General features: G+C 66.9%; 22 protein-coding genes and 1 rRNA gene. 6 read left to right on the top strand and 17 right to left on the bottom strand.

The annotated features are described in order from the left end of the window. Positions 1-255: 255 nt before the first annotated feature. The 4 genes from scpB to IWX65_RS14975 form a co-directional block, all read right to left on the bottom strand. Positions 256-927, bottom strand: coding sequence for an SMC-Scp complex subunit ScpB (scpB, locus tag IWX65_RS14990; protein ID WP_196884060.1), 672 nt, complete (start codon positions 925-927; stop codon positions 256-258). Further along, positions 920-1,855: a segregation and condensation protein A gene (locus IWX65_RS14985; RefSeq protein WP_196884058.1), complete on the bottom strand. Its 936-nt coding sequence runs from the start codon at positions 1,853-1,855 to the stop codon at positions 920-922. The genes scpB and IWX65_RS14985 overlap by 8 nt, the downstream gene beginning before the upstream one ends. 12 nt (positions 1,856-1,867) lie before the next feature. Then, positions 1,868-2,755, bottom strand: a complete 888-nt coding sequence (locus tag IWX65_RS14980; RefSeq protein WP_196822519.1) for a ParA family protein — start codon at positions 2,753-2,755, stop codon at positions 1,868-1,870. 279 nt (positions 2,756-3,034) lie between these two features. Next, positions 3,035-4,438 carry a cation:dicarboxylate symporter family transporter gene (locus tag IWX65_RS14975; RefSeq protein ID WP_196884066.1) on the bottom strand — a complete coding sequence of 468 codons (1,404 nt, stop codon included), beginning with the start codon at positions 4,436-4,438 and terminating at the stop codon, positions 3,035-3,037. A gap of 214 nt (positions 4,439-4,652) precedes the next feature. Here IWX65_RS14975 and IWX65_RS14970 point away from each other — a divergent pair, with 214 nt between their 5' ends. Continuing rightward, positions 4,653-6,317, top strand: coding sequence for a sensor histidine kinase (locus IWX65_RS14970; protein WP_196884056.1), 1,665 nt, complete (start codon positions 4,653-4,655; stop codon positions 6,315-6,317). Continuing rightward, positions 6,317-7,060, top strand: a complete 744-nt coding sequence (locus tag IWX65_RS14965) for a response regulator (RefSeq protein ID WP_196884054.1) — start codon at positions 6,317-6,319, stop codon at positions 7,058-7,060. Before IWX65_RS14970 ends, IWX65_RS14965 begins: the two co-directional genes overlap by 1 nt. A gap of 7 nt (positions 7,061-7,067) precedes the next feature. On the opposite strand, the gene IWX65_RS14960 is transcribed toward IWX65_RS14965, so the two are convergent. Beyond that, positions 7,068-8,981: an AMP-binding protein gene (locus IWX65_RS14960; protein WP_196884064.1), complete on the bottom strand. Its 1,914-nt coding sequence runs from the start codon at positions 8,979-8,981 to the stop codon at positions 7,068-7,070. A gap of 267 nt (positions 8,982-9,248) precedes the next feature. Here IWX65_RS14960 and IWX65_RS14955 point away from each other — a divergent pair, with 267 nt between their 5' ends. The 4 genes from IWX65_RS14955 to IWX65_RS14940 all read left to right on the top strand — a co-directional run bounded on the left by IWX65_RS14955 (position 9,249) and on the right by IWX65_RS14940 (position 13,579). Next, positions 9,249-9,938, top strand: coding sequence for a GntR family transcriptional regulator (locus tag IWX65_RS14955; RefSeq protein ID WP_196884052.1), 690 nt, complete (start codon positions 9,249-9,251; stop codon positions 9,936-9,938). Further along, the gene (locus IWX65_RS14950) at positions 9,931-11,451 is read left to right on the top strand and encodes an MmgE/PrpD family protein (protein ID WP_196884050.1); all 1,521 of its coding nucleotides are present in this window, start codon (positions 9,931-9,933) and stop codon (positions 11,449-11,451) included. Before IWX65_RS14955 ends, IWX65_RS14950 begins: the two co-directional genes overlap by 8 nt. A gap of 12 nt (positions 11,452-11,463) precedes the next feature. Beyond that, positions 11,464-12,369 (top strand): methylisocitrate lyase, encoded by a 906-nt coding sequence (gene prpB, locus IWX65_RS14945; RefSeq protein WP_196884048.1) that lies wholly within the window; start codon positions 11,464-11,466, stop codon positions 12,367-12,369. A 70-nt stretch (positions 12,370-12,439) separates the two neighbouring features. Beyond that, complete coding sequence (locus tag IWX65_RS14940) at positions 12,440-13,579, top strand: bifunctional 2-methylcitrate synthase/citrate synthase (RefSeq protein WP_196884045.1); 1,140 nt, start codon at positions 12,440-12,442, stop codon at positions 13,577-13,579. Here the strand turns inward: IWX65_RS14940 and IWX65_RS14935 are convergent. The 12 genes from IWX65_RS14935 to rrf form a co-directional block, all read right to left on the bottom strand. Continuing rightward, entirely contained in the window at positions 13,576-14,121 is a 546-nt protein-coding gene (locus tag IWX65_RS14935; RefSeq protein WP_196884043.1) for an 8-oxo-dGTP diphosphatase, read from the bottom strand. The two genes, IWX65_RS14940 and IWX65_RS14935, sit on opposite strands and share 4 nt — an antisense overlap. Positions 14,122-14,137: 16 nt before the next feature. Next, entirely contained in the window at positions 14,138-15,112 is a 975-nt protein-coding gene (xerD, locus tag IWX65_RS14930; protein WP_196884041.1) for a site-specific tyrosine recombinase XerD, read from the bottom strand. 2 nt (positions 15,113-15,114) lie between these two features. Then, a complete protein-coding gene (locus tag IWX65_RS14925; RefSeq protein ID WP_334683897.1) occupies positions 15,115-15,804 on the bottom strand; it encodes an NUDIX hydrolase in 690 nt (229 codons plus the stop codon). A gap of 11 nt (positions 15,805-15,815) precedes the next feature. After that, positions 15,816-17,519, bottom strand: a complete 1,704-nt coding sequence (locus IWX65_RS14920) for a CTP synthase (protein ID WP_026548664.1) — start codon at positions 17,517-17,519, stop codon at positions 15,816-15,818. Beyond that, a complete protein-coding gene (gene recN / locus IWX65_RS14915; protein WP_196884039.1) occupies positions 17,516-19,252 on the bottom strand; it encodes a DNA repair protein RecN in 1,737 nt (578 codons plus the stop codon). Before recN ends, IWX65_RS14920 begins: the two co-directional genes overlap by 4 nt. Then, positions 19,249-20,175 (bottom strand): NAD kinase, encoded by a 927-nt coding sequence (locus tag IWX65_RS14910; RefSeq protein WP_196884037.1) that lies wholly within the window; start codon positions 20,173-20,175, stop codon positions 19,249-19,251. The genes recN and IWX65_RS14910 overlap by 4 nt, the downstream gene beginning before the upstream one ends. After that, on the bottom strand, positions 20,175-21,020 hold the full coding sequence (locus tag IWX65_RS14905) for a TlyA family RNA methyltransferase (RefSeq protein ID WP_196884035.1): 846 nt from the start codon (positions 21,018-21,020) through the stop codon (positions 20,175-20,177). Before IWX65_RS14905 ends, IWX65_RS14910 begins: the two co-directional genes overlap by 1 nt. Positions 21,021-21,022: 2 nt before the next feature. Continuing rightward, positions 21,023-21,235 carry a hypothetical protein gene (locus IWX65_RS14900; RefSeq protein WP_196884033.1) on the bottom strand — a complete coding sequence of 71 codons (213 nt, stop codon included), beginning with the start codon at positions 21,233-21,235 and terminating at the stop codon, positions 21,023-21,025. 72 nt (positions 21,236-21,307) lie between these two features. Further along, on the bottom strand, positions 21,308-22,303 hold the full coding sequence (locus IWX65_RS14895) for an HAD-IIA family hydrolase (protein WP_196884031.1): 996 nt from the start codon (positions 22,301-22,303) through the stop codon (positions 21,308-21,310). Beyond that, complete coding sequence (locus tag IWX65_RS17890; protein ID WP_334683896.1) at positions 22,296-23,282, bottom strand: hypothetical protein; 987 nt, start codon at positions 23,280-23,282, stop codon at positions 22,296-22,298. Before IWX65_RS17890 ends, IWX65_RS14895 begins: the two co-directional genes overlap by 8 nt. A 74-nt stretch (positions 23,283-23,356) precedes the next feature. After that, positions 23,357-23,812, bottom strand: coding sequence for a hypothetical protein (locus tag IWX65_RS14885; RefSeq protein ID WP_196884068.1), 456 nt, complete (start codon positions 23,810-23,812; stop codon positions 23,357-23,359). Positions 23,813-24,323: 511 nt separating this feature from the next. Next, positions 24,324-24,440: ribosomal RNA gene (rrf, locus tag IWX65_RS14880) — 5S ribosomal RNA — on the bottom strand. Positions 24,441-24,690: the final 250 nt, after the last annotated feature.

Here is a 24,690-nt window from a genome sequence, read left to right as displayed (position 1 = left end):
CCGGATGTGCGGTCACTTTCGGGACGGCCCCCGCGTGCACGGTCATCACCGGGACGACCGGATGTGCGGTCACTTTCGGGACGGCCCCCGCGTGCCCCGCGTGCACGGTCATCACCGGCGCGGCCCGTAGGCCGTCCGCGGCCGCCTGCACTGTCCGACGGCCTGCCGCCTGAGGCGGCGCCGCGGCGCGGGTTATTCCGTCCGGAGCCGGATCCTGGCGCCTGTGTCATCAATTCGTCCTTCTGGTTAGCATTCTTAGTACGTCGTATCGTCGAAATCCCCGAGGTTCTCCAGGCCGGGCAGGTGAGGCGCGAGCCGCGGCAGCTCGGCCACACTGCCAAGTCCCAATCTTTCCAGAAAATACGGGGTGGTCCCGTAGAGGATTGCCCCGGTCTCCGGATCGGTCTCCACCTCGGCAACGAGCCCGCGCTGCGTGAGGGTGCGGACCACCGAATCCACATTGACACCGCGGATGGCTGAAACCCGCGCACGGGAGACTGGTTGACGATACGCGATCACCGCAAGCGTTTCGAGTGCGGCTTGTGAAAGGCGGGACGTCTGGCCTTCGAGGACAAACGCCGCCACCACTGGAGCAAACCAGTTCCGGGAAAAAATGCGCCATCCGCCGGCGAGGCTGCGCAGCTCGAAACCGCGCGGTTGGAGAGCATCGACGCTCTGCGGGCCTTTCCCAGTATAGCCGTCGTACTCACGCTGCAGTTCCACGAGCATTTCCGTCACCTGCCCGGCGGGCACACCCAGCGCCAGGGCCAGCTCGGTCTCGGTCACCGGCTTCTCCACCACCATCAGGACAGCCTCGAGCGCGCCTTTCAGTCCGCCCGGCTGGTCCGCGGGGTTGTATGCCGCGGGACTGTATCCGGCGTCGCTGGACGCGTCATCGCCGTCGGGACGATCAGGTCCTTCAACCATTTCCTCTCCCACCGCTCCCGTCACCATTTCCGATGGGCCTACCCTCGGTCGTTACGGCGAGTGGTGCCGCGTCGACGCCGGAGTCCGCCGTTGGTGCCCCTGGGCGCGGCCCGTCGGTCCCAGCACCCCAGCGGAAGAGGAGCACACCCAGCGGTGCTTCCTGTTCGAAGGAGATGACTGCGTCCCGAATCAGTTCCAGCAGAGCCAGGAAACGCGCGACGACGACAGCCCGGTGTCCGGCGTCGGCGGTGAGTTGGCCGAAGGACATCGAAGGAGCTCCCTTCAGCAATGCCCCGATCAGCTCGGCCTGGTCAGCCACGCTGACCCGTTGGAAGTGGAGGTGGCCGAGGCTCACCTCACTGCGCGCGGGTTCCCGTGGCGAAAGCACTTTCCGGGCCAGGGCGGCGAAGTCCTCCGGAGAGGACTGCCATACCAACTCGGGCAGCATCGCGGCGAACAGTGGCTCCAACGGCGCCTTGCGCGGGTACCGGTCAACCTCCTCGTCGAGCTTGCCGGCCAATTGGCGCGCGATCTCCTTGAAGGCCCGGTACTGGAGCAGCCGCGCGAAGAGGAGGTCTCGCGCCTCGAGCAGGGCGATGTCCTCATCATCCTCAACTGCCCCCGAAGGCAGGAGCCTCGCGGCTTTGAGGTCGAGGAGCGTTGCCGCCACGACAAGGAACTCACTCGCCTCATCGAGGTTCCACTCCCCCTCGGAGACCTGGATCCGGCGAATATGGGCGAGGAATTCGTCAGTCACCTCGGCAAGGGCCACTTCGGTGATGTCCAGCTCCCGCTTGGAGATCAGGTTCAGGAGAACCTCGAACGGGCCGGTGAAGTTGGAGAGGTGCAGTTGGAAGACCGCCTTCGCCTCCGGCGGTACCGGCTTCGCTGCTGGAACGGCCGCGGACTGGAACCCCGGAGCGGGCATGGCCTGCACCCGCTAGGGCGCTCCACCCCTCGCGATCAGCTCTTTGGCCAGCCTGCGGTAGGCGTCGGCCCCGGAATGGTTGCCCGCATAGGAGGTGATCGGTTCGGCAGCAACTGTCGCATCGGCGAACTTGATGGTGCGCTTGATGACGGTTTCGAAGACCTTGTCCCCGAAGGCCTCGACCAGGCGGGCGATGACCTCCCTGCTGTGAAGCGTGCGCGCGTCATACATCGTCGCAAGCACTCCATCCACCTGCAGCCCGGGGTTGAGCCGGTCCTGGACCTTCTCGATGGTCTCGACCAGGAGTGCCACGGCACGCAGGGCGAAGAATTCGCAGATCAGCGGAATGATGACGCCGTGCGCTGCGGTGAGGGCGTTGACGGTGAGGAGTCCCAGGGATGGCTGGCAGTCGATGAGGATGACGTCGTAATTGTCGGAGACCCTGCGGAGCGCCCGGTCAAGGACCTGCTCACGCGCCACCTCGTTGACAAGCTGGACTTCGGCCGCGGAAAGGTCGATGTTCGCCGGCAGGAGATCTATGTTGTCGATCGCGGTGGTCCGGATGGCATCCTGGATGTCCACCTTGCGGTCCATCAGCACGTTGTACACGGTCACATCGAGCTCATGGGGATTGGTGCCCAGTCCCGCCGACAGTGCGCCCTGGGGGTCGAAATCCACGAGGAGGACGCGCCGTCCGGCTTCGGCGAGTGCCGCGCCCAGGTTGATCGTGGACGTGGTCTTTCCCACCCCGCCCTTCTGATTCACCATGGCGATGATGCGCGCAGGACCGTGGGAATCAAGGACCGGCGGCTCGGGGAATACCGTCACCGGCCGGCCCGTGGGTCCAATTTCAGCTTCGGCTGCGTTCTGCAGAGTTGTGAAACCCTGTTCGCTACTCACGTATTTCTCCACGCTTCCATTGGTATTGCCGCCCGGCCGCATGCCGTTTTTCAGCGACCCGCCACACTTGTTCTTCCTCAACCGTACAACCGCCTTCGGCGGCCCTCGGGCAAATGTTCGCGGGGTGGGCGCGAGCCTTGATCCTCAACTTGAGGTCGAACGTTGCCGGTACGGCGGTGTCCATGCCGGGTATAAGCCTAACGAAAAAGTACCAGGTGCATGGAAGGACCAGAGGAGCGGCCCTTCCATGCACCCGGTACTGGGCAGGAGTGTCGACCCCTAGCTGGCCCGGGTGCCGCTTCCGGCGACGATGTCGGTCCGGGCTTCAGCGCCGGCTTCGACGTCGTCGTCGTCGTCGAACCGGTTGTGGTCCGAGCTCATGGTTTCCTCGTCGAACGGCAGGCGTCCCTCGAGGACCTCGTCGACGCGGGCACGGTCGATCTCCTTCGTCCACGTGCCGATCAGCACGGTGGCCACGGCGTTCCCCGTGAAGTTGGTGAGCGCGCGGGCCTCGGACATGAAACGGTCGATGCCGACGATCAGGCCGACACCCTCCACGAGATCCGGCCGGTGCGACTGGAGGCCGCCGGCCAGTGTGGCAAGACCGGCACCGGTGACGCCGGCAGCACCCTTGGAGGCGATGATCATGAACACCAGCAGCGAGACCTGCTCACCCAGGGCGAGGGGCGTGCCCATTGCGCTGGCGACGAAGAGCGACGCCATGGTGAGGTAGATCGCGGTTCCGTCGAGGTTGAACGAGTAGCCGGTGGGCACCGTCACACCGACCACGGGCTTGGACACACCGACGTGTTCCATTTTGGCGATGAGCCGCGGCAGCGCGGCTTCCGAGGAGGACGTCGAGAAAATAAGCAGGTACTCGCGGCCCAGGTACTTCATCAGCTTGAAGATGTTGACCCCGGTGACGATCTTGAGCAGACCGCCCAGGATGACCACGATGAAAAGGGCGCAGGTGATGTAGAAAGCGATCATCAGGGTGAACATGCTCACGATCGCCTGGACGCCGGTCTCCCCGACGACGGCGGCAATGGCACCGAAGGCGCCGATCGGCGCCAGCCACATGATCATCACGAGGATGCGGAACACGAGGGCCTGGATGTGCCCGATGCCGCGGAGGATCGGGCGACCCGCCGAACCCATCTTCTGCAGCGCGAACCCGACGAGCAGTGCCACGAAGAGGGTCTGCAGGATACTCGGGCCGGTCAACGACGAGAGCAGCGTAGTGGGGATGATGCCGAGGAGGAAGCCCACGGTTCCGCTGGAGGCTTCGTCGGACACCGGCGCCTCATAGCTGGAGGCGCCGATGTCGAGGCCTTCGCCCGGATCGATGAGGTTACCCACCACGAGGCCGATGGCGAGCGCGAAGGTCGACATCAGCATGAAGTAACCGAGGGCAAGCCCACCGACCTTCCCGACAGTCGCCGCCTTGGCGATCGAACCGATGCCCAGCACGATGGTGCAGAAGATGATCGGCGCGATCATCATCTTGATCAGGGCGATGAAGCCCGTGCCGAGGGGTTTGAGCGCGATGGCGAGTTCCGGGGCAACAAGGCCGAGGATTGCGCCGAGGATCACCGCCGCAATGACCGCGATGTACAGGTAATGGGTCTTGTCGACCTTTTTGCGGGGTGTTGCTGATCCCCCGCGGGATCGGAATGGCGCCATAGCCATGAGGAGCTCCAATGTTGTGTGCCGCCCGGTAGGACCGGCGTACCGAGCCCATTCTCGGTCCGCGGGAGGTATGGCCAGGTGGCTGGTCAGATGATGTGCTGTGCTCGCCATCCTGCCAGCAGGGGTGACGCCGATCACCCTTGCGTTCATACTGGTCGTGGGTGCCCGGCTAGACTTGGAACGCATTCGAGAGGAAACCGGTTACTGCGTGAAACGATGGAGCCTTGCCCGCCAGTTCTTCGCCGGTCAGCTGGTCTTCGTCTTCCTGTTGACCTCCTGCATTTCCTGGGTGCTGTACCTGGACGCGGAACAGAACACCTACGACGCGGCGTCCGAGCGTATGTTGTCCGTAGCGGGCACGATCGCCCTCGATCCGCTCGTCCGGGACGCGGTGGGCGGGCCGGATCCGGCGGCGGAACTCCAGCCGCACGCGGTGGCGGTGATGGACGGACTCGGAGTCGACTTCGTGACCATCATGGCCCCGGACCGTACCCGTTACACGCACCGCAATCCGGAACAGATCGGCCTCCCCTACATCGGTTCGATTGCCGAGGCACTGGCAGGGAGACCGCACATCGAAACCTACACCGGGACACTGGGGCCCTCCATCCGTGCGATCGCGCCGGTGAAGGACTCCTCCGGCACCGTGGTGGCCATGGTGGCGGCGGGAATCACGGTGGACCGGGCCGCGATCGCGCGTAATGCCCAATTGCCGCTGGTCGGGCTGATCGCGCTCGGGGCACTCAGTTTCGGTGCGCTGTCCTCCTTCGTCCTCAGCCGCCATCTCCGCAGGGCGACGCTGGGCCTCGGAACCGGTGAACTTGCACGGATGTTCGTCTTCTACGACTCGGTGCTCCACTCGGTGCGCGAGGGACTGCTGCTCACCGACCCGGAGGGGCGCCTGATCCTCTACAACGACCAGGCAGCACGACTCCTGGGGCTTGACGGGAACCGTGCCGGTCAGCCCGCCCGCGCCGCTGACCTGTGCCTGCCGGCTTCACTCACGGAGCTGCTGACCAGCGGACGACACGCTTTCGACGAGGTCCACCTGACGGAGAGCCGGGTCCTTGTGCTGAACCAGGCACCGGCGGTGCCGCCGGTAGGGAACAACACCAAAGGAACGACCCCGGGCGGGAAGAGTCCTTCTGAAACCGGTTCACTCGGGACAGTGACCACCATCCGGGACCACACCGAGATCGAATCCCTGTCCGGCGAACTGCAGACCCTGCGTACCCTCGCCGAGGCACTGCGGGCGCAGACGCACGAGCACGCCAATCGGCTGCACACCATCGTGTCCCTCATCGAACTGGACCGGCGCGCCGACGCCCTCGAGTTCGCGACGAAGGATCTCCAGCAGTCGCAACAGTTGACCGATCGCGTGGTCGCCGCCGTGGATGAACCTTTCGTTGCCGCGCTCCTGGTGGGCAAGGCCGCGCAGGCCAACGAACGCGGCATCGATCTTTCCATCGAGGTGGAGGAGGCGGTGGGTGACGCCGGCATCGAGGCGGGTGATCTCGTCACCATTGTCGGGAACCTGCTCGACAACGCCTTCGATGCGGCGGCGGCATCGGACGGGCGCCGCGTCAATCTGGCCTTCGGCGGCGCCGGAGGGCCGCGGGGCGGTCTGACCCTGGTGGTCGAGGACAGCGGTCCCGGCCTCCTGGCCGGTGACCGTCGGAGGGCCTTCGATCTGGGTTTCTCCACCAAGGAGCACTCGGGGCGCGGCCGCGGAATCGGCCTCGCCCTGGTGCGGCAGGCGGTCCAACGGCACGGCGGCACCCTCGAAGTGACGACGTCGGAGCTGGGTGGCGCCGCATTCGCCGTCGTCCTGCCCACCCGAGCCGAAGTCCTGCCCACCGCGGGCACACTGTAGTGGCCGGGATCCGTGTCCTCGTGGTGGAGGACGACCCGATCGCGGCCGACGCCCATGCCGAATACGTCCGGCGACTTGACGGGTTCACACTCGCCGGGGTGGCACGGACCGGTGCCGAGGCGATGGCCTTCCTCTCGCCCGTCAGCAGGGGAGCCGCCGGAGGGGGACAACCGGTTGATCTCCCGCCGACGGGTTCGTCCACCGGGGTCGACCTCATCCTGCTCGACATGAACCTGCCCGACGCCCATGGACTCGACATCATCCGCAGGATCCGCGGTCTCGGCCTTCCCACCGATGTCATAGCCATCACGGCCGTCCGGGACCTCCAGGTGGTCCGGTCGGCGATTTCCTCGGGAATCGTGCAGTATCTCATCAAGCCGTTCACCTACTCCGCTTTTTCCGAGAAGCTCACCAGCTACGAGGGGTTCCGGAAGAATCTGACAGGTCAGGCCGCCTCGACCACCCAGTCGGAGGTCGACCACGCCCTCGCCGCCCTCCGTCCCGCGGCGTCCAGAGCGTTCCTCCCCAAGGGGCTGTCGGAAGAAACCCTTCGCGCCGTCGTCCAGCACCTCAAGGAATTGACCGAGCCGACCTCCGCCCTCGAGATCGCTGAGAGCCTCAACCTCTCGAGGGTGACTGCCCGCCGCTACCTGGAATATCTTGCCGAGCAGGAGTCGGCCCGGCGCACACCCCGTTACGGCACCCGGGGCAGGCCCGAATTCGAGTACCGCTGGGCCCGCTGAGTCAGCGTCACCGTCCGGGTGGTGGAACGCCGGCGCGAAGAAGGGGAACAAGGGAGTCGAGGACATCCGCATCCTCGATGGTCGAGGGAACCGTGTACCTCTCCCCTGCCGCAATCTGCCGCATGGTCTTTCGAAGGATCTTCCCCGACCGGGTTTTCGGCAGCGCGTCCACCACGACTGCGTCCCGGAAGTCCGCCACCGGGCCGATCAGTTTACGGACCAGGGCCACCAGCTCACGCTGCAGCTCGGCGTGATCGACGGTCTCTCCGGCCTTGAGCACGACGTAGCCGCTGGCCCGCTGGCCCTTCAGCGCATCCTCCAACCCGATCACCGCACACTCGGCAACGGCAGGATGCTGAGCCAGAGCCTGCTCGATCGCTCCGGCGGACAGCCGGTGCCCTGCCACATTGATCACGTCGTCGGTCCGCCCCATGACGAAGAGGTAACCGTCGTCATCGGCGTACCCCGAGTCTCCGCTGACGTAGTACCCCTCGAGTGCCCGGAGGTATGCCTGCTCGTAGCGCTCGTCACTGCCCCACAGCGTCGCCAGCGCCCCCGGCGGCAATGGCAGGCGGAGGGCGATGGTGCCCTCGGTTCCCGTCGGTACCGGCGTACCCTCGCCATCCACGATCGCCAGGTCGAAGCCCGGTGACGGCAACGACGGCGAACCCGGTTTGACGGGAACCCCGCCCAGGCCCCGGGGGTTGGCACAGATGGGCCACCCCGTCTCGGTCTGCCACCAGTTGTCGATGACGGGAACCCCGAGCACGCCACCGATCCAGGAGAAGGTTCCGGTGTCCAGTCGCTCTCCCGCCGAGAACAGGAGTCGCAGGGTCGAAATGTCGTAGTTGCCAAGGGCGGCAGCCGTCGGGTCAGCGCGGCGGACGGCGCGCAGCGCCGTGGGAGCGGTGAACATGACGGTGACGCCGTGGGCCTCGATCAGCCGCCAGAACGCGCCGGCGTCGGGGGTCCCCACCGGCTTGCCCTCGTACAGGACCGTCGTGGCTCCCGCCAGCAGCGGGCCGTACACGATGTAGGAGTGCCCCACCACCCAGCCGACGTCCGACGCCGTCAGCATCACATCTCCCGGCCCGACGTCGAAGATGTTCCTCATCGACCAGGTGAGCGCGACGGCATGGCCGCCGTTGTCGCGGACCACGCCCTTGGGTGATCCCGTGGTTCCGGAGGTGTAGAGGATGTACAGGGGGTCGGTGGCTCCGACGTCCACCGGGTCCGCCGGCGTGGCGTTGGCGGCGGCATGGTCCCAGTCGAGCCAGCGGCGGGAGGGCTGGTCATAGTCCGTCGCGGCGGCGGCGAACCCGTCCCGGTGCTTCACGATCACCGCGCAGCCCTGCGCGCCGGCGAGGTCCAGCGCCTCGGCCACTGCCGGAAGGTATTCGACGCGCCGGGACGGTTCGAGGCCGCCGGTCGCGGTGAGGATGACCTTCGGGGCCGCATCCCGGATCCGTGAGGCGAGCTCGGCCGGCGCGAATCCTCCGAACACCACTGAGTGCACGGCCCCGAGCCGTGCCACGGCGAGCATCGCGATGACGGCTTCGGGAACCATGGGCAGGTAGATCAGTACCCGGTCCCCCCTGCCCACACCCTGGCGGCGCAGTACTCCGGCGAACCGTGCCACCTCGTCCCGCAACTGCGCGTAGGTGAAGTGCTGTCGGGTCGCAAGCATCGCGGAGTCATACACCAGCGCCATGGTGTCCCCGCGTCCGGCCAGGACATGGCGGTCCAGGGCGTTGAACGACGTATTGAGGCTGGCCCCCGGAAACCACCGGTAAAGCGGTGCGCGGCTGCTATCCAGCGCCTGCCCGGGCGCGGTGGTCCACGAAACGGCCTCGGCGGCCTCGAGCCAGAAGGCCGCCGGGTCCTCGATACTCCGTCGGTGGAGGGCCCTGTACCCCTCCACGGCCGGATCCCCCGCGAAGGACGGCGAAACGTCAGGAGTACCAGGAGGCTGCCTGCTTTTTTCGGAGTCCACGGCGATCCTTTACGGAGAGGATGGAATGCACCTCATGCTACGGCTCCCGATGCTATTCCTCCAGACACGGTGTATCCGCCGTGTATACAGAAGCGCGGCTCATAACGGTATGTTCCGCCAAATCCTTGCCCGCTTCGCTACCTTTGTATACATTGGACACGAATGATGTGCAGGATAACGACGGAGGAGGAAGATATGCGGGCCAGCGACCGTGCGTATGAGTCCCTTCGCTCCGACATCATCGGCTGGCGGCTCCCGCCGGGTTTCGTCCTGGCGGAGGTTGAACAGTCAGCCCGCCTCGGCGTCTCACGGACGCCGCTGCGCGAGGCGCTGTCGCGGCTCATCTCCGAAGGACTGGCGGCACCGTCCAGCGGACGCGGCGTCGTCGTGACCGACATCTCCCTCGGACTCGTGGCCGACCTCTTCGCCGTCCGGATCCCCCTCGAATGCACCGCCGTCCGGCTCGCCGCCCTGCATGGCGACCCGACGGTGTTCACCGTTCTCGGCGAACGCTTCACCCGGGCGGGACCGCTGATCGATGCCGGTGATTCCGGCCGGGACCGCTACTACGCGCTGGTTGCCGAACTCGACGCAGCCGTGGACCAGGCGGCAGGCAATCCCTACCTCCTGCAGGCCCAGCGCCACCTGCGAACCCAGCTCGTGCGGATCCGGCGCCTGGCCCGCGACAACCGGAAACGGCTCCATGCCTCCGCGGGCGAGCACGCGCAGATCGCCTCCGCGATCAGCGCCGGCAATGGAGAGCTCGCATCCGCGGCCATGCAGGTGCACCTGCACAACAGCCTCCAGCACCTGCTGGCAGCAAGAACCGACAACGATTCCGACGGCGCTGAACAGCCGTACCTTCGAAAGGAACACCATGGTTGAGCTCCACCCCGTCCGTGTCCACCGCAGCGACGAGAATCTCGGCCGCGCCGGCCAACTCGCCTACCGGATCGCCGAGGTGGCGACCGATCCTGTCGAGGTCACCGCGGAGGTCACGGAAATGGTGATCAACCGCATCATCGACAACGCCTCGGTGGCGCTCGCCTCGCTCAACCGCGCCCCGGTCGTCGCCGCACGTGCGCAGGCAGGAAGTCATCCGGTGTCGGCCAACGGATCCGGCGCGGCGGTCTTCGGAGTGGAAGCCCCCACCTCGCCCGAATGGGCGGCCTGGGCCAACGGCGTCGCGGTGCGTGAACTCGACTACCACGACACGTTCCTCGCCGCAGATTACTCCCACCCCGGAGACAACATCCCCCCCATTCTCGCCGTTGCCCAGCACACGGGCAGTTCCGGGCGCGACCTCATCCGCGGCATAGCGACGGGCTACGAGATCCAGGTCAACCTCGTGAAGGCCATCTGCCTCCACGAACACAAGATCGACCATGTGGCGCACCTCGGGCCGTCGGCGGCCGCGGGCATCGGTACCCTCCTGGGGCTGCCATCGGAAACCATTTTCCATGCCGTCGGACAGGCACTCCACACGACGACGGCCACCCGGCAGTCGCGCAAGGGTGAAATCTCGACCTGGAAAGCGCACGCGCCGGCCTTCGCCGGCAAGATGGCCGTCGAGGCCGTGGATCGGGCGATGCGCGGCCAGACGTCCCCCACGCCCATCTACGAGGGCGAGGACGGCGTGATCGCCTGGCTGCTCGACGGGCCCGAGGCACGCTACGAGGTTCCGCTGCCCGCGGCGAGTGAGCCCAAACGCGCCATCCTCGACACCTACACCAAGGAGCACTCCGCCGAATACCAGGCCCAGGCGTGGATCGACCTCGCCCGCAGGCTGCACGGCGCACACCCCGGGCTCACCGATCCCTCCGAGGTCCGGAGCATCGTCATCCACACCTCACACCACACGCATTATGTGATCGGCTCCGGCGCCAACGATCCGCAGAAATACGATCCGACGGCCTCACGCGAGACCCTCGACCACTCGATTCCATACATCTTCACTGTGGCGCTGCAGGACGGCCGCTGGCACCACGTCGACTCCTACGCACCCGAGAGGGCTGCACGGCCCGATACGGTGGCTTTGTGGCAAAAGGTCACCACCGTCGAGGATCCTGAATGGACGCGCCGCTACCACTCGCTGGACATCGCCGAGAAGGCCTTCGGGGGCAGGGTGGAAATCACCCTCGCAGACGGCACCGTCCTCACCGACGAGATCGCTGTGGCCGACGCCCACCCGCTCGGTGCCCGGCCCTTCACCCGGGAACAGTACGTGGCGAAGCTGCGCACGCTTGCGGACGGCGTCGTCGAGGACACCGAACTCGAGCGGTTCCTCGCCGCCGTCGTGCGGCTCCCCGACCTTGAGGCAGGAAGCCTCGACCAGCTCAACATCACTGCCCGGGACGGGTACATCAACCCGTCCGCGGCTCCGCTCGGGCTCTTCTAGGAAGGCAACAGGATGCTGTACTCATCGATTCCACCCGAACAGAAGCGCATCGCACTGCGCGACGGCCTGGCGTCCGGGACCCTCCAGCAGTTCCCCGGGGCCTTCAACCCGCTCTCGGCCCGTCTCATCGAGGACAAGGGCTTCGACGGCGTCTACATCTCGGGGGCGGTGCTGGCCAATGACCTGGGCCTTCCGGACATCGGCCTGACGACGCTGACGGAGGTGGCGCAGCGCGCCGGGCAGATTGCCCGCATGACCGACCTCCCGGCGATAGTCGACGCCGACACCGGCTTCGGCGAACCGATGAACGTCGCGCGGTCCGTCCAGGAACTGGAGAATGCCGGACTCGCGGGGTGCCACATCGAGGACCAGTTCAATCCGAAGCGCTGCGGCCACCTGGACGGCAAGAATGTGGTGGACCTGGAGACGGCGGTGAAGCGCATCCGCGCCGCGGCCGATGCCCGGCGCGACGCGAACTTCCTCATCATGGCACGCACCGATATCCGCGGCACCGACTCCCTGGAAGCCGCGCAGGACCGGGCTCGGGCACTCGTGGATGCCGGAGCCGACGCGATATTCCCGGAGGCGATGCGCGATCTGTCCGAATTCCAGGCCATGCGGGACGCCGTGTCGGTGCCGATCCTGGCGAACATGACCGAGTTCGGAAAGAGCAGCCTGTTCACGACCCGGCAGCTCCAGGAGGCCGGCGTGAATGTGGTGATCTACCCGGTCACCCTCCTCCGCAGCGCCATGGGCGCCGCGGAGCGTACGCTGGACTCGATCAAAGCCAATGGAACCCAGCAGCACGCGGTGCCCGAGATGCAGACCAGGGCCCGCCTCTACGAGCTGGTGGACTACGAGTCGTACAACCGGTTCGACTCCTCGGTCTTCAACTTCCGGGTGCCGGACGGCCGTTGAGCACCAGGCCCGGCACCGCCTGTCCACCCGAGTATCTCATCGCGACGAATGCACCACGAAGGAGTTCCCTGTGACCGAACCCCAGATCCACAAGGGCCTTGCCGGCGTGACGGTCGACTACACGGCCGTCTCCAAGGTGAACCCCGACAGCAACTCGCTGCTGTACCGGGGGTACCCCGTGCAGGAACTCGCTGCCCGGTGTTCCTTCGAGGAGGTGGCCTACCTGCTCTGGAACGGTGAACTGCCCACCGCCGACCAACTCGCCGAGTTCACCGGGTACGAACGCACCCACCGCAACCTGCCGGAGAACATCGTCACGGCCATCGACCTGCTGCCGCTCACCAGCCACCCCATGGACGTCGGGCGGACCGCGGTCTCCGTGATGGGCGCCTGTCACCCGCTGGCCTCCGACAGTTCGGTCGAGGCCAACCTGGAGAAGGCGACCTCGCTGTTCGCCGCCTTTCCCGCCGTCGTCGCCTACGACCAGCGCCGCCGCCGGAACGAGCCGCTCGTCGAGCCGCGGGAAGATCTCGGTTATGCCGCCAACTTCCTGTGGATGACCTTCGGCGAGGAAGCCCCGGAGGAAGTGGTGGACGCCTTCAACGTGTCGATGATCCTCTACGCGGAGCACTCCTTCAATGCCTCGACGTTCACTGCCCGCGTCATCACCTCCACCCTCGCCGACCTCCACTCGGCCGTGACGGGTGCAATCGGAGCACTGAAGGGCCCGTTGCACGGCGGGGCCAATGAGGCAGTGATGCACACGTTCGAGGAGATCGGCATCCGGAAGGACGAGTCCGAGGAAGAGGCCGCAGCCCGGGCCAAAGCGTGGATGGAGGACGCCCTCGCGCAGAAGAAGAAGGTCATGGGCTTCGGACACCGCGTGTACAAGAACGGCGATTCACGCGTTCCCACGATGAAGGCCGCACTCGACGCCATGATCGCCTACTACGGCCGCGACGAGATCCTCGGGCTCTACAGCGGACTGGAACACGCCATGGACGAGGCGAAGAACATCAAGCCGAACCTCGATTATCCCGCCGGCCCCACCTACCACCTCATGGGCTTCGATACGGAGATGTTCACGCCGCTGTTCATTGCCGCACGCATCACCGGCTGGACGGCCCACATCATGGAGCAGGTGGCGTCGAACTCCCTGATCCGCCCGCTGAGCGCCTACAACGGTCCGGACGAGCGGCACCTCAGCTAACGGCTGGTCTTCACAACGGCGGTATCTACGCCCTCGTTGTCGTCCTTCAGGGTGATGGAGGCGGTGAAGGCCCTGCCCTCCACCACGAGTGGCACCCAGAGAGCGGCGTCCTCCCACATGCCCTCCCACGGCAGGGCATCCTCGGGGAACCACTCGGGGTCAACCTCGTCGCTGGCATACAGGGCGCCCGTGTAGCGCTCCGCCGTGAAGATGGAGCCGATCATGTTGAAGTCGGGACGGGAGGGGAAGTCCCACGTGACAGTGCCGAGGAAGGTGAGGTCCCCGCCTTCCACACCGAGGCCCGCTTCCTCGAAGACCTCGCGTGCGGCTGCCTGGACGGCCGATTCACCCGGTTCCAGCTTCCCGCCCAGAGCGACGATGCGCCCGGCCCCGAACCCTGTCTTCTTGAGCCCCAGGAGCACGCGGCGGGCGGGTCGGGCGTCGGGCCCGATGGCGCCGGCGTGGAAGGAGTCGAAAAGAAAGCACAGTGCCACCGGGCGGAAGAAGCTTCCGCTGGGTTCGGGAAGTCCGTCCAACGCCATGGCGTGTCGCCCGCGCCTAGCCGAGTGCCCGGGGATGCGCCGCAGCATACACTTCCCGCACGGTGTCGGCCGTGACGAGCGTGTACACCTGCGTGGTGGTCACCGACGCGTGGCCCAGCAACTCCTGCACCACGCGGACGTCGGCTCCACCCTCGAGGAGGTGGGTTGCGAAGGAGTGCCGCAGGGTGTGCGGAGAAACCTCCCGGGTGACCCCCGCTTTCTGGGCCGCCGACTTGAGGATGGACCAGGCGCTCTGGCGGCTGAGCCGGCCACCCCGCATATTGAGGAACAGCGCCGGGCTCCCCGCGCCTCCTCCTGCCAGGACCGGCCGGCCCCGCACCAGATAGGAATCGATGGCCTTCGCCGCATAGGAACCGAGCGGGACGAGGCGCTCCTTCGACCCCTTGCCGAACAGCCGCACGATCGCGGGACCGGTTCCGTGCCGGTCCAGGACGTCGTCGACGTCGAGCCCCACCGCTTCACTGATCCGCGCCCCGGTCGAGTACAGGAATTCGAGCAGGGCCCGGTCCCGCTGACCCGACGGCGTTTCGGTGTCCACCGCCTCGAGGATCCGCACCACGTCATCGACCGAGATCGCCTTCGGCAGCCGTTGCCCGGCGAGGGGCGGGTGCACGTCCCGGGCCGGATCCGCGGGGGTCACTCCCTCCAGGGCCCAGAAACGGTGGAGACCCCGCACTGCCACCACCGTGCGTGCGGTGGAGCGCGGGCTGAGCGGCGACTGCCCGTCGGATCCGGTGGCCACTGCCTGCGCGAAGGCAGTGACGTCGTGCCGGGTGATGGCAGCGGTGGCGCTGATCCCGCGGGCCATCAGGAAGCGGTGGTAACGGAGGAGGTCTCGGCGGTAAGCCGAGAGAGTGTTCACTGACAGCCCGCGCTCCACCGCCATGTGCTGGAGGTACTCGGTCATCAGGCGGCCCGGCCCGGACTCCAGGAGCTCGTCGGTCGCCGTTCTCCCCGCAGAGGCAGGCATGGTCAGCCCCGCAGTACTGCACCGTTGGGCCAGGTCGAGTGCCTGCTAGGGTGCTCGGGCCAGGGCGAGGAAGCAGGGCGGAGGCCGTCGAAGCCCCGCTCGCGGGCCACCCGGGCAGCCAGGACCGCGGCGGCTGCGGAAGGACTGTGGATGCGCCCGTCGAGCACGGCGGCCACGGCGTCGTCGAGGTCCACCCAGAGCGGTTCGATCTCGGCCTCCTCGTGCGTGCGGAAGTGGAGTTCGTGCTCCGGCACCGGGCCGATGCCACGCGCCAGGTAGACGCGCAGCGCCTCGGAGGAGGAACCCGGCGAGAGGAACAGGTCGATGAGCACGTTCCACCGGGTCGCCGTGAGGTCGGCCTCCTCAGCGAGTTCCCGCGCGGCGGCGTCGAGGAAGTCCTCGCCCTCTTCGTCGAGCAGCCCGGCGGGGATCTCCCAGAGGAGCATCCGCACCGGATGCCGGTACTGGCGGATGAGCAGCACCTGGTCCTTCTCGTTCAGAACGAGGACCGCCACTGCGCCCGGGTGCCGGATATAGTCCCGGGCGATGCGCTCGCCGCCGTCGGTCAGCGAGAACTCGTCCCTCACGACATCCCAGATCCGCCCCTGATACACCGCGGCCGAGGTGTGCAGCCTCCTCGGGCTTTGCTCGTCCCCGAATCCTGCAGGGCTGTGCACTCCGGGTGCCGGCAGCTCACCCACGGCTACGCTTTGGCCCCACGGCGATCTAGCGCTGCCCGAACGAGCCCCGCGAACAGCGGGTGGGGGCGGGTGGGGCGTGAACTGAGCTCGGGGTGCGCCTGGGTGGAGACGTAGTACGGGTGCACGTCCCGGGGAAGCTCGGCGAACTCCACCAGCTCGCCGTCCGTCGTCGTGCCCGAGAAGACGAGCCCGCTGTCACTGATCTGTGTCCGGAACTCGTTGTTCACTTCGTAGCGGTGGCGGTGGCGCTCGGAAACGGTCGTCTTCCCGTAGGTAGCTGCAACCACCGACCCCTCGGTGAGCTTCGCTTCCCACAGGCCGAGCCGCATGGAGCCGCCCATGTCGCCCTCTCCTGCCACGATGTGGAGCTGCTCCGCCATGGTGGCGATCACGGGGTATTTGGTGTCGGGCTCGAATTCGCTCGAGGAGGCGCCCTCGAGGCCCACGACGTTGCGCGCGTACTCGATGACCATGCACTGCAGGCCGAGGCACAGGCCCAGCGTCGGAATCCTGTTCTCCCTCGCATACGTCAGGGCACCGAGCTTGCCCTCGAGGCCCCGGATCCCGAATCCGCCGGGTACGCAGATGGCATCCACGCCGCTGAGGGCGTTGCGGGCGCCTTCGGGGGTCTCGCAATCATCGGACGGCACCCACTTGATGTCCACCTTCGTCTTGTTGGCGAACCCGCCCGCCCGCAGCGCCTCCGTGACCGAGAGGTAGGCGTCGGGCAGGTCGATGTACTTGCCGACCAGCGCCACCTCGACGTGGTGCTTGGGATTGTGGACGACGTCGAGGAGCTTGTTCCACTTGGTCCAGTTGACGTCCTTGAACTTCAGGTCGAGGGCCTGGACGATATACGCGTCGAGCCCCTGCGCATGCAGGACCTTGGGGATGTCATAGATGCTCGCGGCATCGGCTGCGTTGACGACGGCGTCGAGGTCGACGTCGCACATGCGGCCGATCTTCTCCCGCATGGCCAGGGGCACCTCACGGTCGGAGCGGATGACGATCGCATCGGGCTGGATGCCGATCGAGCGCAGCATCGCCACCGAGTGCTGTGTCGGCTTGGTCTTCAGCTCCTGCGACGGGCCGATGTACGGAACCAGTGAGACATGGACGAAGAAGACATTGTTGCGGCCGACGTCCTGCCGGACCTGCCGGGCCGATTCGAGGAACGGCTGCGACTCGATGTCGCCGACGGTTCCGCCGATCTCGGTGATGATGACATCCGGCGCCCGCTTCGGACTTGCGGGTTCCGCGGGAAGCCGCATCCTCCGCTTGATCTCGTCGGTGATGTGCGGAATGACCTGGACGGTATCGCCGAGGTACTCACCGCGCCGCTCCTTCGCGATGACGGTGGAGTAGACCTGGCCCGTGGTGACGTTGGCTGAACCATCGAGGTTCTCGTCGAGGAACCGCTCGTAGTGGCCGATGTCGAGATCGGTCTCGGCGCCGTCCTCGGTGACGAAGACCTCCCCGTGCTGGAACGGGTTCATGGTGCCGGGATCGACGTTGAGGTAGGGATCGAGCTTCTGCATCGTGACGGAGAGACCGCGTGCCCGGAGCAGGTGACCAAGGCTCGAGGCCGTCAGTCCCTTGCCGAGGGAGGAGGCGACGCCACCAGTCACGAAGATGTGTTTGGTCGTCTTGGCGGACTTCTGGAACCGGGAGTTTATTTGCTGCACCACGGGGTTGGAGCCTATCACTTGGAGGAGGTCCGCGCCGCATCGGCGAGGAGTTCCTCGGCGTGGGCCCGCGCGGATGCTGAGTCTTCCTGGCCCGCGAGCATGCGGGCCAGTTCGCGCACGCGCTCGGCGTCGGGGAGGACTTCGACGTCGCTGGCAGTGAATCCGCCATCGTCGTCCGAGGACGCCGCGCGGGAAACATTCTTGGTGACGCGGATGTGGCGCTCCGCGAAAGCGGCCACCTGGGGCAGATGGGTCACCACGATGACCTGGACATGCTCAGCGAGCATGGCGAGCCGCCGCCCGATCTCGACGGCGGCTTTTCCGCCCACCCCGGCGTCGACCTCGTCGAACACGAAGGTCGGCACAGGGTCGACGGCGGCAAGCACCACCTCGATGGCCAGCATCACACGGGAGAGTTCACCGCCCGAAGCACCCTTGCCGAGCGGCCGCGGCGCTGATCCCGGGTGGGGCTGGAGATTGAAGGAGATGTCGTCCTGGCCATGCGGCATCAGGGACCCTGCCGCGGTGACCTCGATGAGCAGGTTCGCATCGGGCATCGCCAGGGCACTCAGTTCCTCGCTGACCCGGGCGGCGAGGGTCTTGGCCGCGGCCCGGCGGAGCTCCGAGAGAAGGTCCGCGTGCTCATGCACCTCCCGGTCGAGTTCCTCGATGACCGCGCCCAGTTCGTCCACCCTGCTCGAATCACCGCTCAGCTCCTCGAGCCTCCGCGCACCCTGCTCCCGCCACCGGAGTACCTCGTCGATGGTGGGAGCGTATTTGCGCACGAGTACTGCAAGTTCGGCGCGGCGCGACTCCACCTCCGCGAGGCGGCCCGGACCTTCGCCGTCCAGTGCTGCCCCGTAGGCAGCGAGCTCACCCGAGATGTCCGCAAGGAGGTAGCCCACCTCGGCTACGCGACCTGCGAGCGACTCGAGGTCGGCATCGTGCTCCGCCACCGCTTCGAGTTGCCTCTTGGCTTCATCAACAAGCGAGACGGCGTCCGAGCTCGAGCCGAAATCTTCCGAAACCAGCGCGGAATGCGCGACGACGGCGGCGGTGCGCAGCTCCTCCACGTTGCCGAGGCGCATTGATTCCGCCTTCAACGCAGCGTCCTCGCCGGGCTGTGGCTCCACGGCGTCGATCTCAGCCAAGGCCGCCTCAAGGCTTTCTGCTTCCCGCACGCGCTCGCGCGCTTCGGCGCGAAGGCGGTCCCGCTCCGCCAGGGCGCCCCTCCAGCGACCGTACGCGTCGCCGTAGGTTCCAAGCTCCGCGGCAAGCGGCGCTCCCCCGAATTTGTCCAGTGCCGCGCGTTGGGCAGCCGCACCCTTCAGCCGGAGCTGATCGGACTGGCCATGCACCACCACCAACTGCTCGCCGAGCTCTGCGAGCACTCCCACCGGGGCGGACCTGCCGCCCACGTAGGCCCTGCTACGGCCCTCGCTGGTGACGGTGCGGGCGAGGATGAGCTCGGCCGCGCCGTCGTACTCCTCGAGGGCCGCCCCGGCCTCCGCTGCGCGTGCGGCGACGGCGCTGTTCGGCTCAAGACGCAGGATCGCCTCGGCGGACGCGGACTTCGCCCCCAGCCGTACAGCTCCGGCGTCGGACCGCGCTCCCCGGAGCAGCCCAAGGGCTGTGATCACCATGGTCTTCCCCGCCCCGGTTTCCCCGGTCACGACGGTGAGGCCGGGTCCCAGCGTGAGGGTGGCATCAGCGATGACGCCGAGGTCTCGGATGCGCATTTCCTCGATCATTTCGGCCGGCTCCCTTTTGCTGCGACGGGACCGCGCCAGCCCTGGATGGGCAGCTCGAATTTTCGGACGAGGCGTTCGGAGAACGGGGTCTGAGCGGTGCGGGCGAGACGCACGGGGATCGGCGAACGCCTCACCTCGATGCGCGCGCCAGGGGGGAGGTCGACACTCCGACGACCGTCGCACCACAGGACCCCCCTCGCGCCGGTCCGGGACAGCAGTTCCACGGCAAGGACCGACGACGGCGCCACCACCAGCGGTTTCGCGAACAGGGCGTGCGCGCTGATCGGGACCATCAATAGTGCTTCGACCTCAGGCCACACCACCGGGCCGCTGGCCGAGAAGGCATAAGCGGTGGAACCCGTGGGCGTTGCCAGCACCACTCCGTCGCACCCGAAGGCGCTGACAGGCAGGCCGTCGACCTCCATCACCACCTCGATCATCCGCTCCCGGTCAGCCTTCTCCACGGCAGCCTCATTCAGCGCCCAGTTGCGGGACAGGAGGGTGTCCCGTTGCCACACCGCTACCTCGATCGTCATGCGCTCCTCGACGGAGTAGTCCTTGTCGGCAACCCACCGCACCGTTTCCTCGAGGTCGGCGCGTTCACTCTCCGCGAGGAAGCCCACGTGACCGAGGTTGACGCCGAGCAGGGGAACCTCGGTGCCCCGCACGAGCTCCGCCGCGCGGAGGATCGTCCCGTCACCGCCGAGCACCATGACGAGCTCCACGCCGTCGAGGTGGACGTCCTGGCCCAGCGTCTCGGTCGGCGCCGTCAGTCCCCCGTACTCATCCTGGAGGTCGGCGAGTTCCTCCGGCCGCATGACCGGAGTCAGTCCCAGGGCATGGAGGCGCGTGCAGGCCTCCTGCGCGGCAGCCATCGCGTCGTGGCGGCCCGTGTGGGCGAGCACCAGTACTCGTCTAGTCATCAAGCTCCATTGAGAGTCGAGGAACCGGCCTCTTCCGCGAACACACCGCTCGCGTCGAGCACCTGATGTGTCAGCTGATCCGGTTCCCCCTCGATCCTAGGCACCAATGTCGATTCAGGCACCTTTATCCACACGAAGTACTCGCGGTTCCCGTCCTGGCCCGGGAGGTCGCTGGGTGCGAGCCCTCCGATTTCCAGCCCGAGCACCAGTGCTTCCCGAAGCACGCCATGGACCCCTCGGCGCCGCACCGCATCCGAGCTCACCACCCCTTGGCCGTTGAGCCCGCTCCGGCCCACCTCGAACTGCGGCTTGATCAGCAGCAACATGTTCCCCCCGGGGCGGGTGGATCGCACCAGGGCTTCGAGCACGAGCCGCAGTGAGATGAAGGACAGGTCAGCGACGGTGAGGTCGACCTGCCCGCCGATCTCTCCGGGCTGCAGGTAGCGGACGTTCATGCCCTCGAAAACGGAGACTCGCGGGTCGGCCCGAAGCTTGCCGGCGAGCTGTCCGTGTCCCACGTCGACGGCGATCACCTCCCGCGCTCCCCTCGCCAGGAGAACCTCGGTGAAGCCGCCGGTCGAGGCGCCGGCGTCCAGGCACCGCCTGCCGTCAGCCGCAAGGGCCGGGAAGGACCGGAGCGCACCGGCGAGTTTATGGCCGGCGCGGCTCACGTAATCCTCACCCGTCATCTCCACCTCGAGGATCCGGTTACCGGCCACCTGCACGGACGCCTTGCCGGCGGGTGCGCCGTCAAGGAGCACCTTGCCGGAAACGATGAGCTGCGCCGCATGGGAGCGTGAGCGCGCGAGCCCGCGCTTCACGAGTTCCTGGTCCAGTCGCGTCATGCCTAACGTCCCTGGTTGAGCTCGGCGAGCAGGCTGTCGGAGATTTCCGAGTAGAGTTCCGGCTGCTCCGAAACGGGCGTGTCGGTAAGCACTGCAAGGCGTGACAGGACGGCGTCGACGTCGGTATTCCCCGAGGTGAACTCATCGAGCGGCCACGACGGGCCGGGGCCGGCACTGCCGCTGGAGGATGGGTCGGGACCGCGCACATCACTCATGGAGTCCCCTTCCCGCGTCGTCGCTTCCTTCATTCCGAACCTGCCTCGTCCTTCTTTTCTCCCCTACCGCAGTCAAGCCCGTTCGGGAGTGAATTGCAGCCGCGGGAGGAAAACCCTGTCTTGCAGCGGATGCGCCGTCCACCACGCAGAACACGCCGCCCGCCACGCATCGAGATCGGTCTCCGCGCCCTCCACCAGCACGGAGTCCCCGTCTACCCTGGCGGACACCTGCCCGCGGTGGTGCACGCCGCTCACCGCTCGGGCTACCGGGTACGGTTCATAGAACGCAGTGAGCGACGGGATCAGGTAGTCCGGGCGCTCGTCGTGCACCGCGGCAAGAGCAGTTTGCAGCGTATCCACTCCGGTGAGGACCAACGCGGTCTTCATCCCTGCACGGTTCCCGCCCAGAATGTCAGTATCCAGCCGATCCCCGACGACGAGGGCTTTCCGTGCTCCCACGTGGCGGGCCGCCGTCTCGAAAAGGGCGGCTTCGGGCTTGCCTGCCACCACCGGCTGCTTGCCGGTTGCTGCCGCAACAGCTGCCACGAGCGTTCCATTGCCCGGCGCTATACCCCGGGCTTGCGGAATCGACATATCGGTGTTGGTTGCCACCCAGACCGCGCCCGCCGCTACCGCGTAGGCGGCCTCCGCGAGATCCTTCCAGCCGAGTTCGGGCGAGAACCCCTGGATGACGGCGTCGGGGGAATCTTCCGCTGACAGGACGACTTCAAGCCCCTGGGCTCGCACCAGATCGGCGAGGGTGCTGCTGCCGATGACCAGCACCCGGGAACCCTCGGGAATCCGGGCCGCCAGTAGTTCGGCGCCGGCCAGCGCAGAGCCGAAAACCTGGTCAGCTCGCGCCGGAGCGCCGAGGCTTTGGAGATGGGCCGCCACGACGTCGGCGGACCGCGACGCGTTGTTCGTGACATAGGCCAGGGAAACGTCCAATGCGGCAAGGGATTCAAGCGCTTCCACTGCGCCCGGGATGGCATGCTGTCCCGCGTACACCACTCCATCGAGGTCGGCCAGGACTGCGTCGAACCCGTCGATCAGCCGGCCCTCAGTCATCAATACGGTCCTCTTCCGCCGGTTCGGAAGCTACCTGTTGTGCGGCAGCGGGTGCCTGCACCTCGGGCTCCGGGCCGGTCTGATGAGCGGCGGCAGATTCGATCCCCGACATGGAGTCGACGCTTCCGATGCCCGGCTGATCCGGGGCGACGCCCGGATCGGGCGCTTCTCCATCGGCCCGGTCAGCGGCGGGGTCTGCGGAGCCGGCCAGTGAAGGACCGGCTCCGACTACGGTCTTGGGTTTGGGTTCGGATTCGGGTCCGGGTCCGGATTCGGGTCCGGCAGGGATCCCGGTGCTCGCGTTCCCGATCACCTCGGAGACCCTCGGTACACGGACCGGTACTACGTCGTCCTCCTCATCGCCCCCGAGGTCGATGATGTCGGGCTCCGTCGGGTCGTCCAGGCCCAGGGCGGTCTCGGCCACCCGGGCCTGCTTGCGCCAGGTGCCGGACTCCGCCGTCCTGCCGACCGCGTCGAGCGCGTCGCCATACGCGCGGAAAAGTCTTGGCGTGAATGAGAAAGCGCGGTGAAGGTCAAGTTGGGGGATCTCGAGCGCCGCGACCGCTGCATCGAGCTGACCGAGGTCCGCCCTTGCACCTGACACGACCATGGCCAACTCGGCTTTTCCTGCCGAATCGAGGGTTCCTGCTTCCTCTCCCCGGGCAAGGTCGAGGGCCCTGTCGGGTCTCCCCAGGCCACGTTCACAATCAGCCATTACCGGGAGGTGGACGTTCGAGCCGCTGATACGACGGAACGTCCGGAATTCGCGCAGCGCCTCGCCGTAGTGCCCTGCCGCGTACGCAGTAAGGCCGACCGCTTCACGTACTGCTGCGAGGCGTCCGCCGCGCCTACTGGCCGCAAGCGCATGCTGAAATGCGAGTTCCGGATCATCGTCGATGAGGCGACCCGCCATTACCAGATGCTTGGCCACCCAGAGCGCGCTCCGCTCTTCAAGGTTCCTGATCTGGGCACGTGTCACCCGATCCAGCTCATCGCCCTTGACGTCCTCGTCAATTTCGGGTGACCGCTCCCTGTCGGGCCGATTGGCGCTCCTCAGATCCCGGGCGTTGTGGGGCCGGGCACCTGCGCTGTCGACTCCTTCGCCCCTTCGCTCGGGACGGTCTCCCCGCCCGCCGTCGATGGGACGGCGGTTATTTCTGGTGCGGTCTTCCCAGCCGCCTGAGCGATTCTCGTTCGTAGATGCGGCTGGGAACCGACGATCACCGGCCGACCCTGCGCCTGCCGCCGGGCGCTTGCTCCACGGGCGGTCGCCCGATGTGCTGCTGGTGCTACTGCGCGGGGCTCCACCGCTCGTCCGCGGACGAGCGGAGTCCGATCCTGATGCGGATCCACCGCGGGAAGCCGCGCCCCGGAGCCGGTCTCCGCGCTCATCACTCCTACTGCTTGCTCCCCTGTCACGATCGCGCCTGTCGCTTCCGTCGCGATCAGCCCTGTCCCGCTCCCTGGAGGCACTCCTGTCACGGTCAGGCCTTCCATTGCCGCCGGCACGGTCCCTCGGGGCACGATCGGCCTGCGTCTCGCCACCACCGGCGGGGCCGGGGGCGACATGTTCGCCAGTGAAGGAGCCTTCCTCCGCGGAGCCAGCACTTCCTGCGGGACGCTGTTGATCGCGCAACGGCACAGGGGCACCGCTCTTCGATCCCCAGGAATGCCGGCGCACGCCCTGCCCGCCGCTGGAGCCCGTGTCCTGCTGTGTCGGCATCTGAGCCTCGTCACCGGTTTCGGAATTTTGATCCTGCTCAGCCATCGCGGCGCGGTTCCTCTCATTGGCAGCGGGCGTGGTACGCCTGCTCTTCACTATTGTTCTATAGGTCATTCTTCTACGGATCGGCGAGTACCACGCAATCCGATGCCGGCAGCCCGGAGGCCACCACGCGAGGGCCGGCTCGTTATGCGGGTCCGGCGCGGGTGCCCGGCGCGGGTGCCCGGCGCGGGTGGGTGGGGGTGTTAAAGGGGTGAAGCCCCCGACCGGTGTGGTGGGGGGCTTCACGTAATGGTTGTCCGGCGGTGTCCTACTCTCCCACACTCTCTCGGGTGCAGTACCATCGGCGCTGTGGGTCTTAGCTTCCGGGTTCGGAATGGGACCGGGCGTTTCCCCCACGCTATGACCGCCGTAACCCTTGCTACCGCCGCCCGGTGCCCGGGGTTTTGTGTCCGGGGTGGGTGGGGTAAATCTGTGGGGTCCGTTGATCGTGCTGGACTGTTTTTTGTTGCTGTTTTTTGTTGCTGTTTTTTGTTGTGGTGTTCCCCCTTTTGCCCCCTTGGGGGGGTGGGGGGGGGTTCCCTGGTTTGTTGGTTGGGAACCGCATAGTGGACGCGTAGCATTTGATGTTGCCCTCACCCCTTTAGGGGTGTGGGTGTGGTGT

This window comes from Arthrobacter sp. CAN_A214 (assembly GCF_015751955.1).
Classification (GTDB): Bacteria; Actinomycetota; Actinomycetes; order Actinomycetales; family Micrococcaceae; genus Arthrobacter_D.
Note: the sequence above shows the minus strand (reverse complement) of the source record. Positions and strands in the feature narration are given on the sequence as shown.

Bases quoted from the DNA above. Each gene is read 5' to 3' on its own strand.
- scpB (WP_196884060.1), bottom strand. From the start codon at position 927: ATGGTTGAAGGACCTGATCGTCCCGACGGCGATGACGCGTCCAGCGAC.
- prpB (WP_196884048.1), top strand. From the start codon at position 11,464: ATGCTGTACTCATCGATTCCACCCGAACAGAAGCGCATCGCACTGCGC.
- IWX65_RS14935 (WP_196884043.1), bottom strand. From the start codon at position 14,121: ATGGCGTTGGACGGACTTCCCGAACCCAGCGGAAGCTTCTTCCGCCCG.
- recN (WP_196884039.1), bottom strand. From the start codon at position 19,252: ATGATCGAGGAAATGCGCATCCGAGACCTCGGCGTCATCGCTGATGCC.
- IWX65_RS14985 (WP_196884058.1), bottom strand. From the start codon at position 1,855: ATGCCCGCTCCGGGGTTCCAGTCCGCGGCCGTTCCAGCAGCGAAGCCG.
- IWX65_RS14950 (WP_196884050.1), top strand. From the start codon at position 9,931: ATGGTTGAGCTCCACCCCGTCCGTGTCCACCGCAGCGACGAGAATCTC.
- IWX65_RS14955 (WP_196884052.1), top strand. From the start codon at position 9,249: ATGCGGGCCAGCGACCGTGCGTATGAGTCCCTTCGCTCCGACATCATC.
- IWX65_RS14905 (WP_196884035.1), bottom strand. From the start codon at position 21,020: ATGACGCGACTGGACCAGGAACTCGTGAAGCGCGGGCTCGCGCGCTCA.
- xerD (WP_196884041.1), bottom strand. From the start codon at position 15,112: ATGCCTGCCTCTGCGGGGAGAACGGCGACCGACGAGCTCCTGGAGTCC.
- IWX65_RS14975 (WP_196884066.1), bottom strand. From the start codon at position 4,438: ATGGCGCCATTCCGATCCCGCGGGGGATCAGCAACACCCCGCAAAAAG.
- IWX65_RS14900 (WP_196884033.1), bottom strand. From the start codon at position 21,235: ATGAGTGATGTGCGCGGTCCCGACCCATCCTCCAGCGGCAGTGCCGGC.
- IWX65_RS14910 (WP_196884037.1), bottom strand. From the start codon at position 20,175: ATGACTAGACGAGTACTGGTGCTCGCCCACACGGGCCGCCACGACGCG.
- IWX65_RS14895 (WP_196884031.1), bottom strand. From the start codon at position 22,303: ATGACTGAGGGCCGGCTGATCGACGGGTTCGACGCAGTCCTGGCCGAC.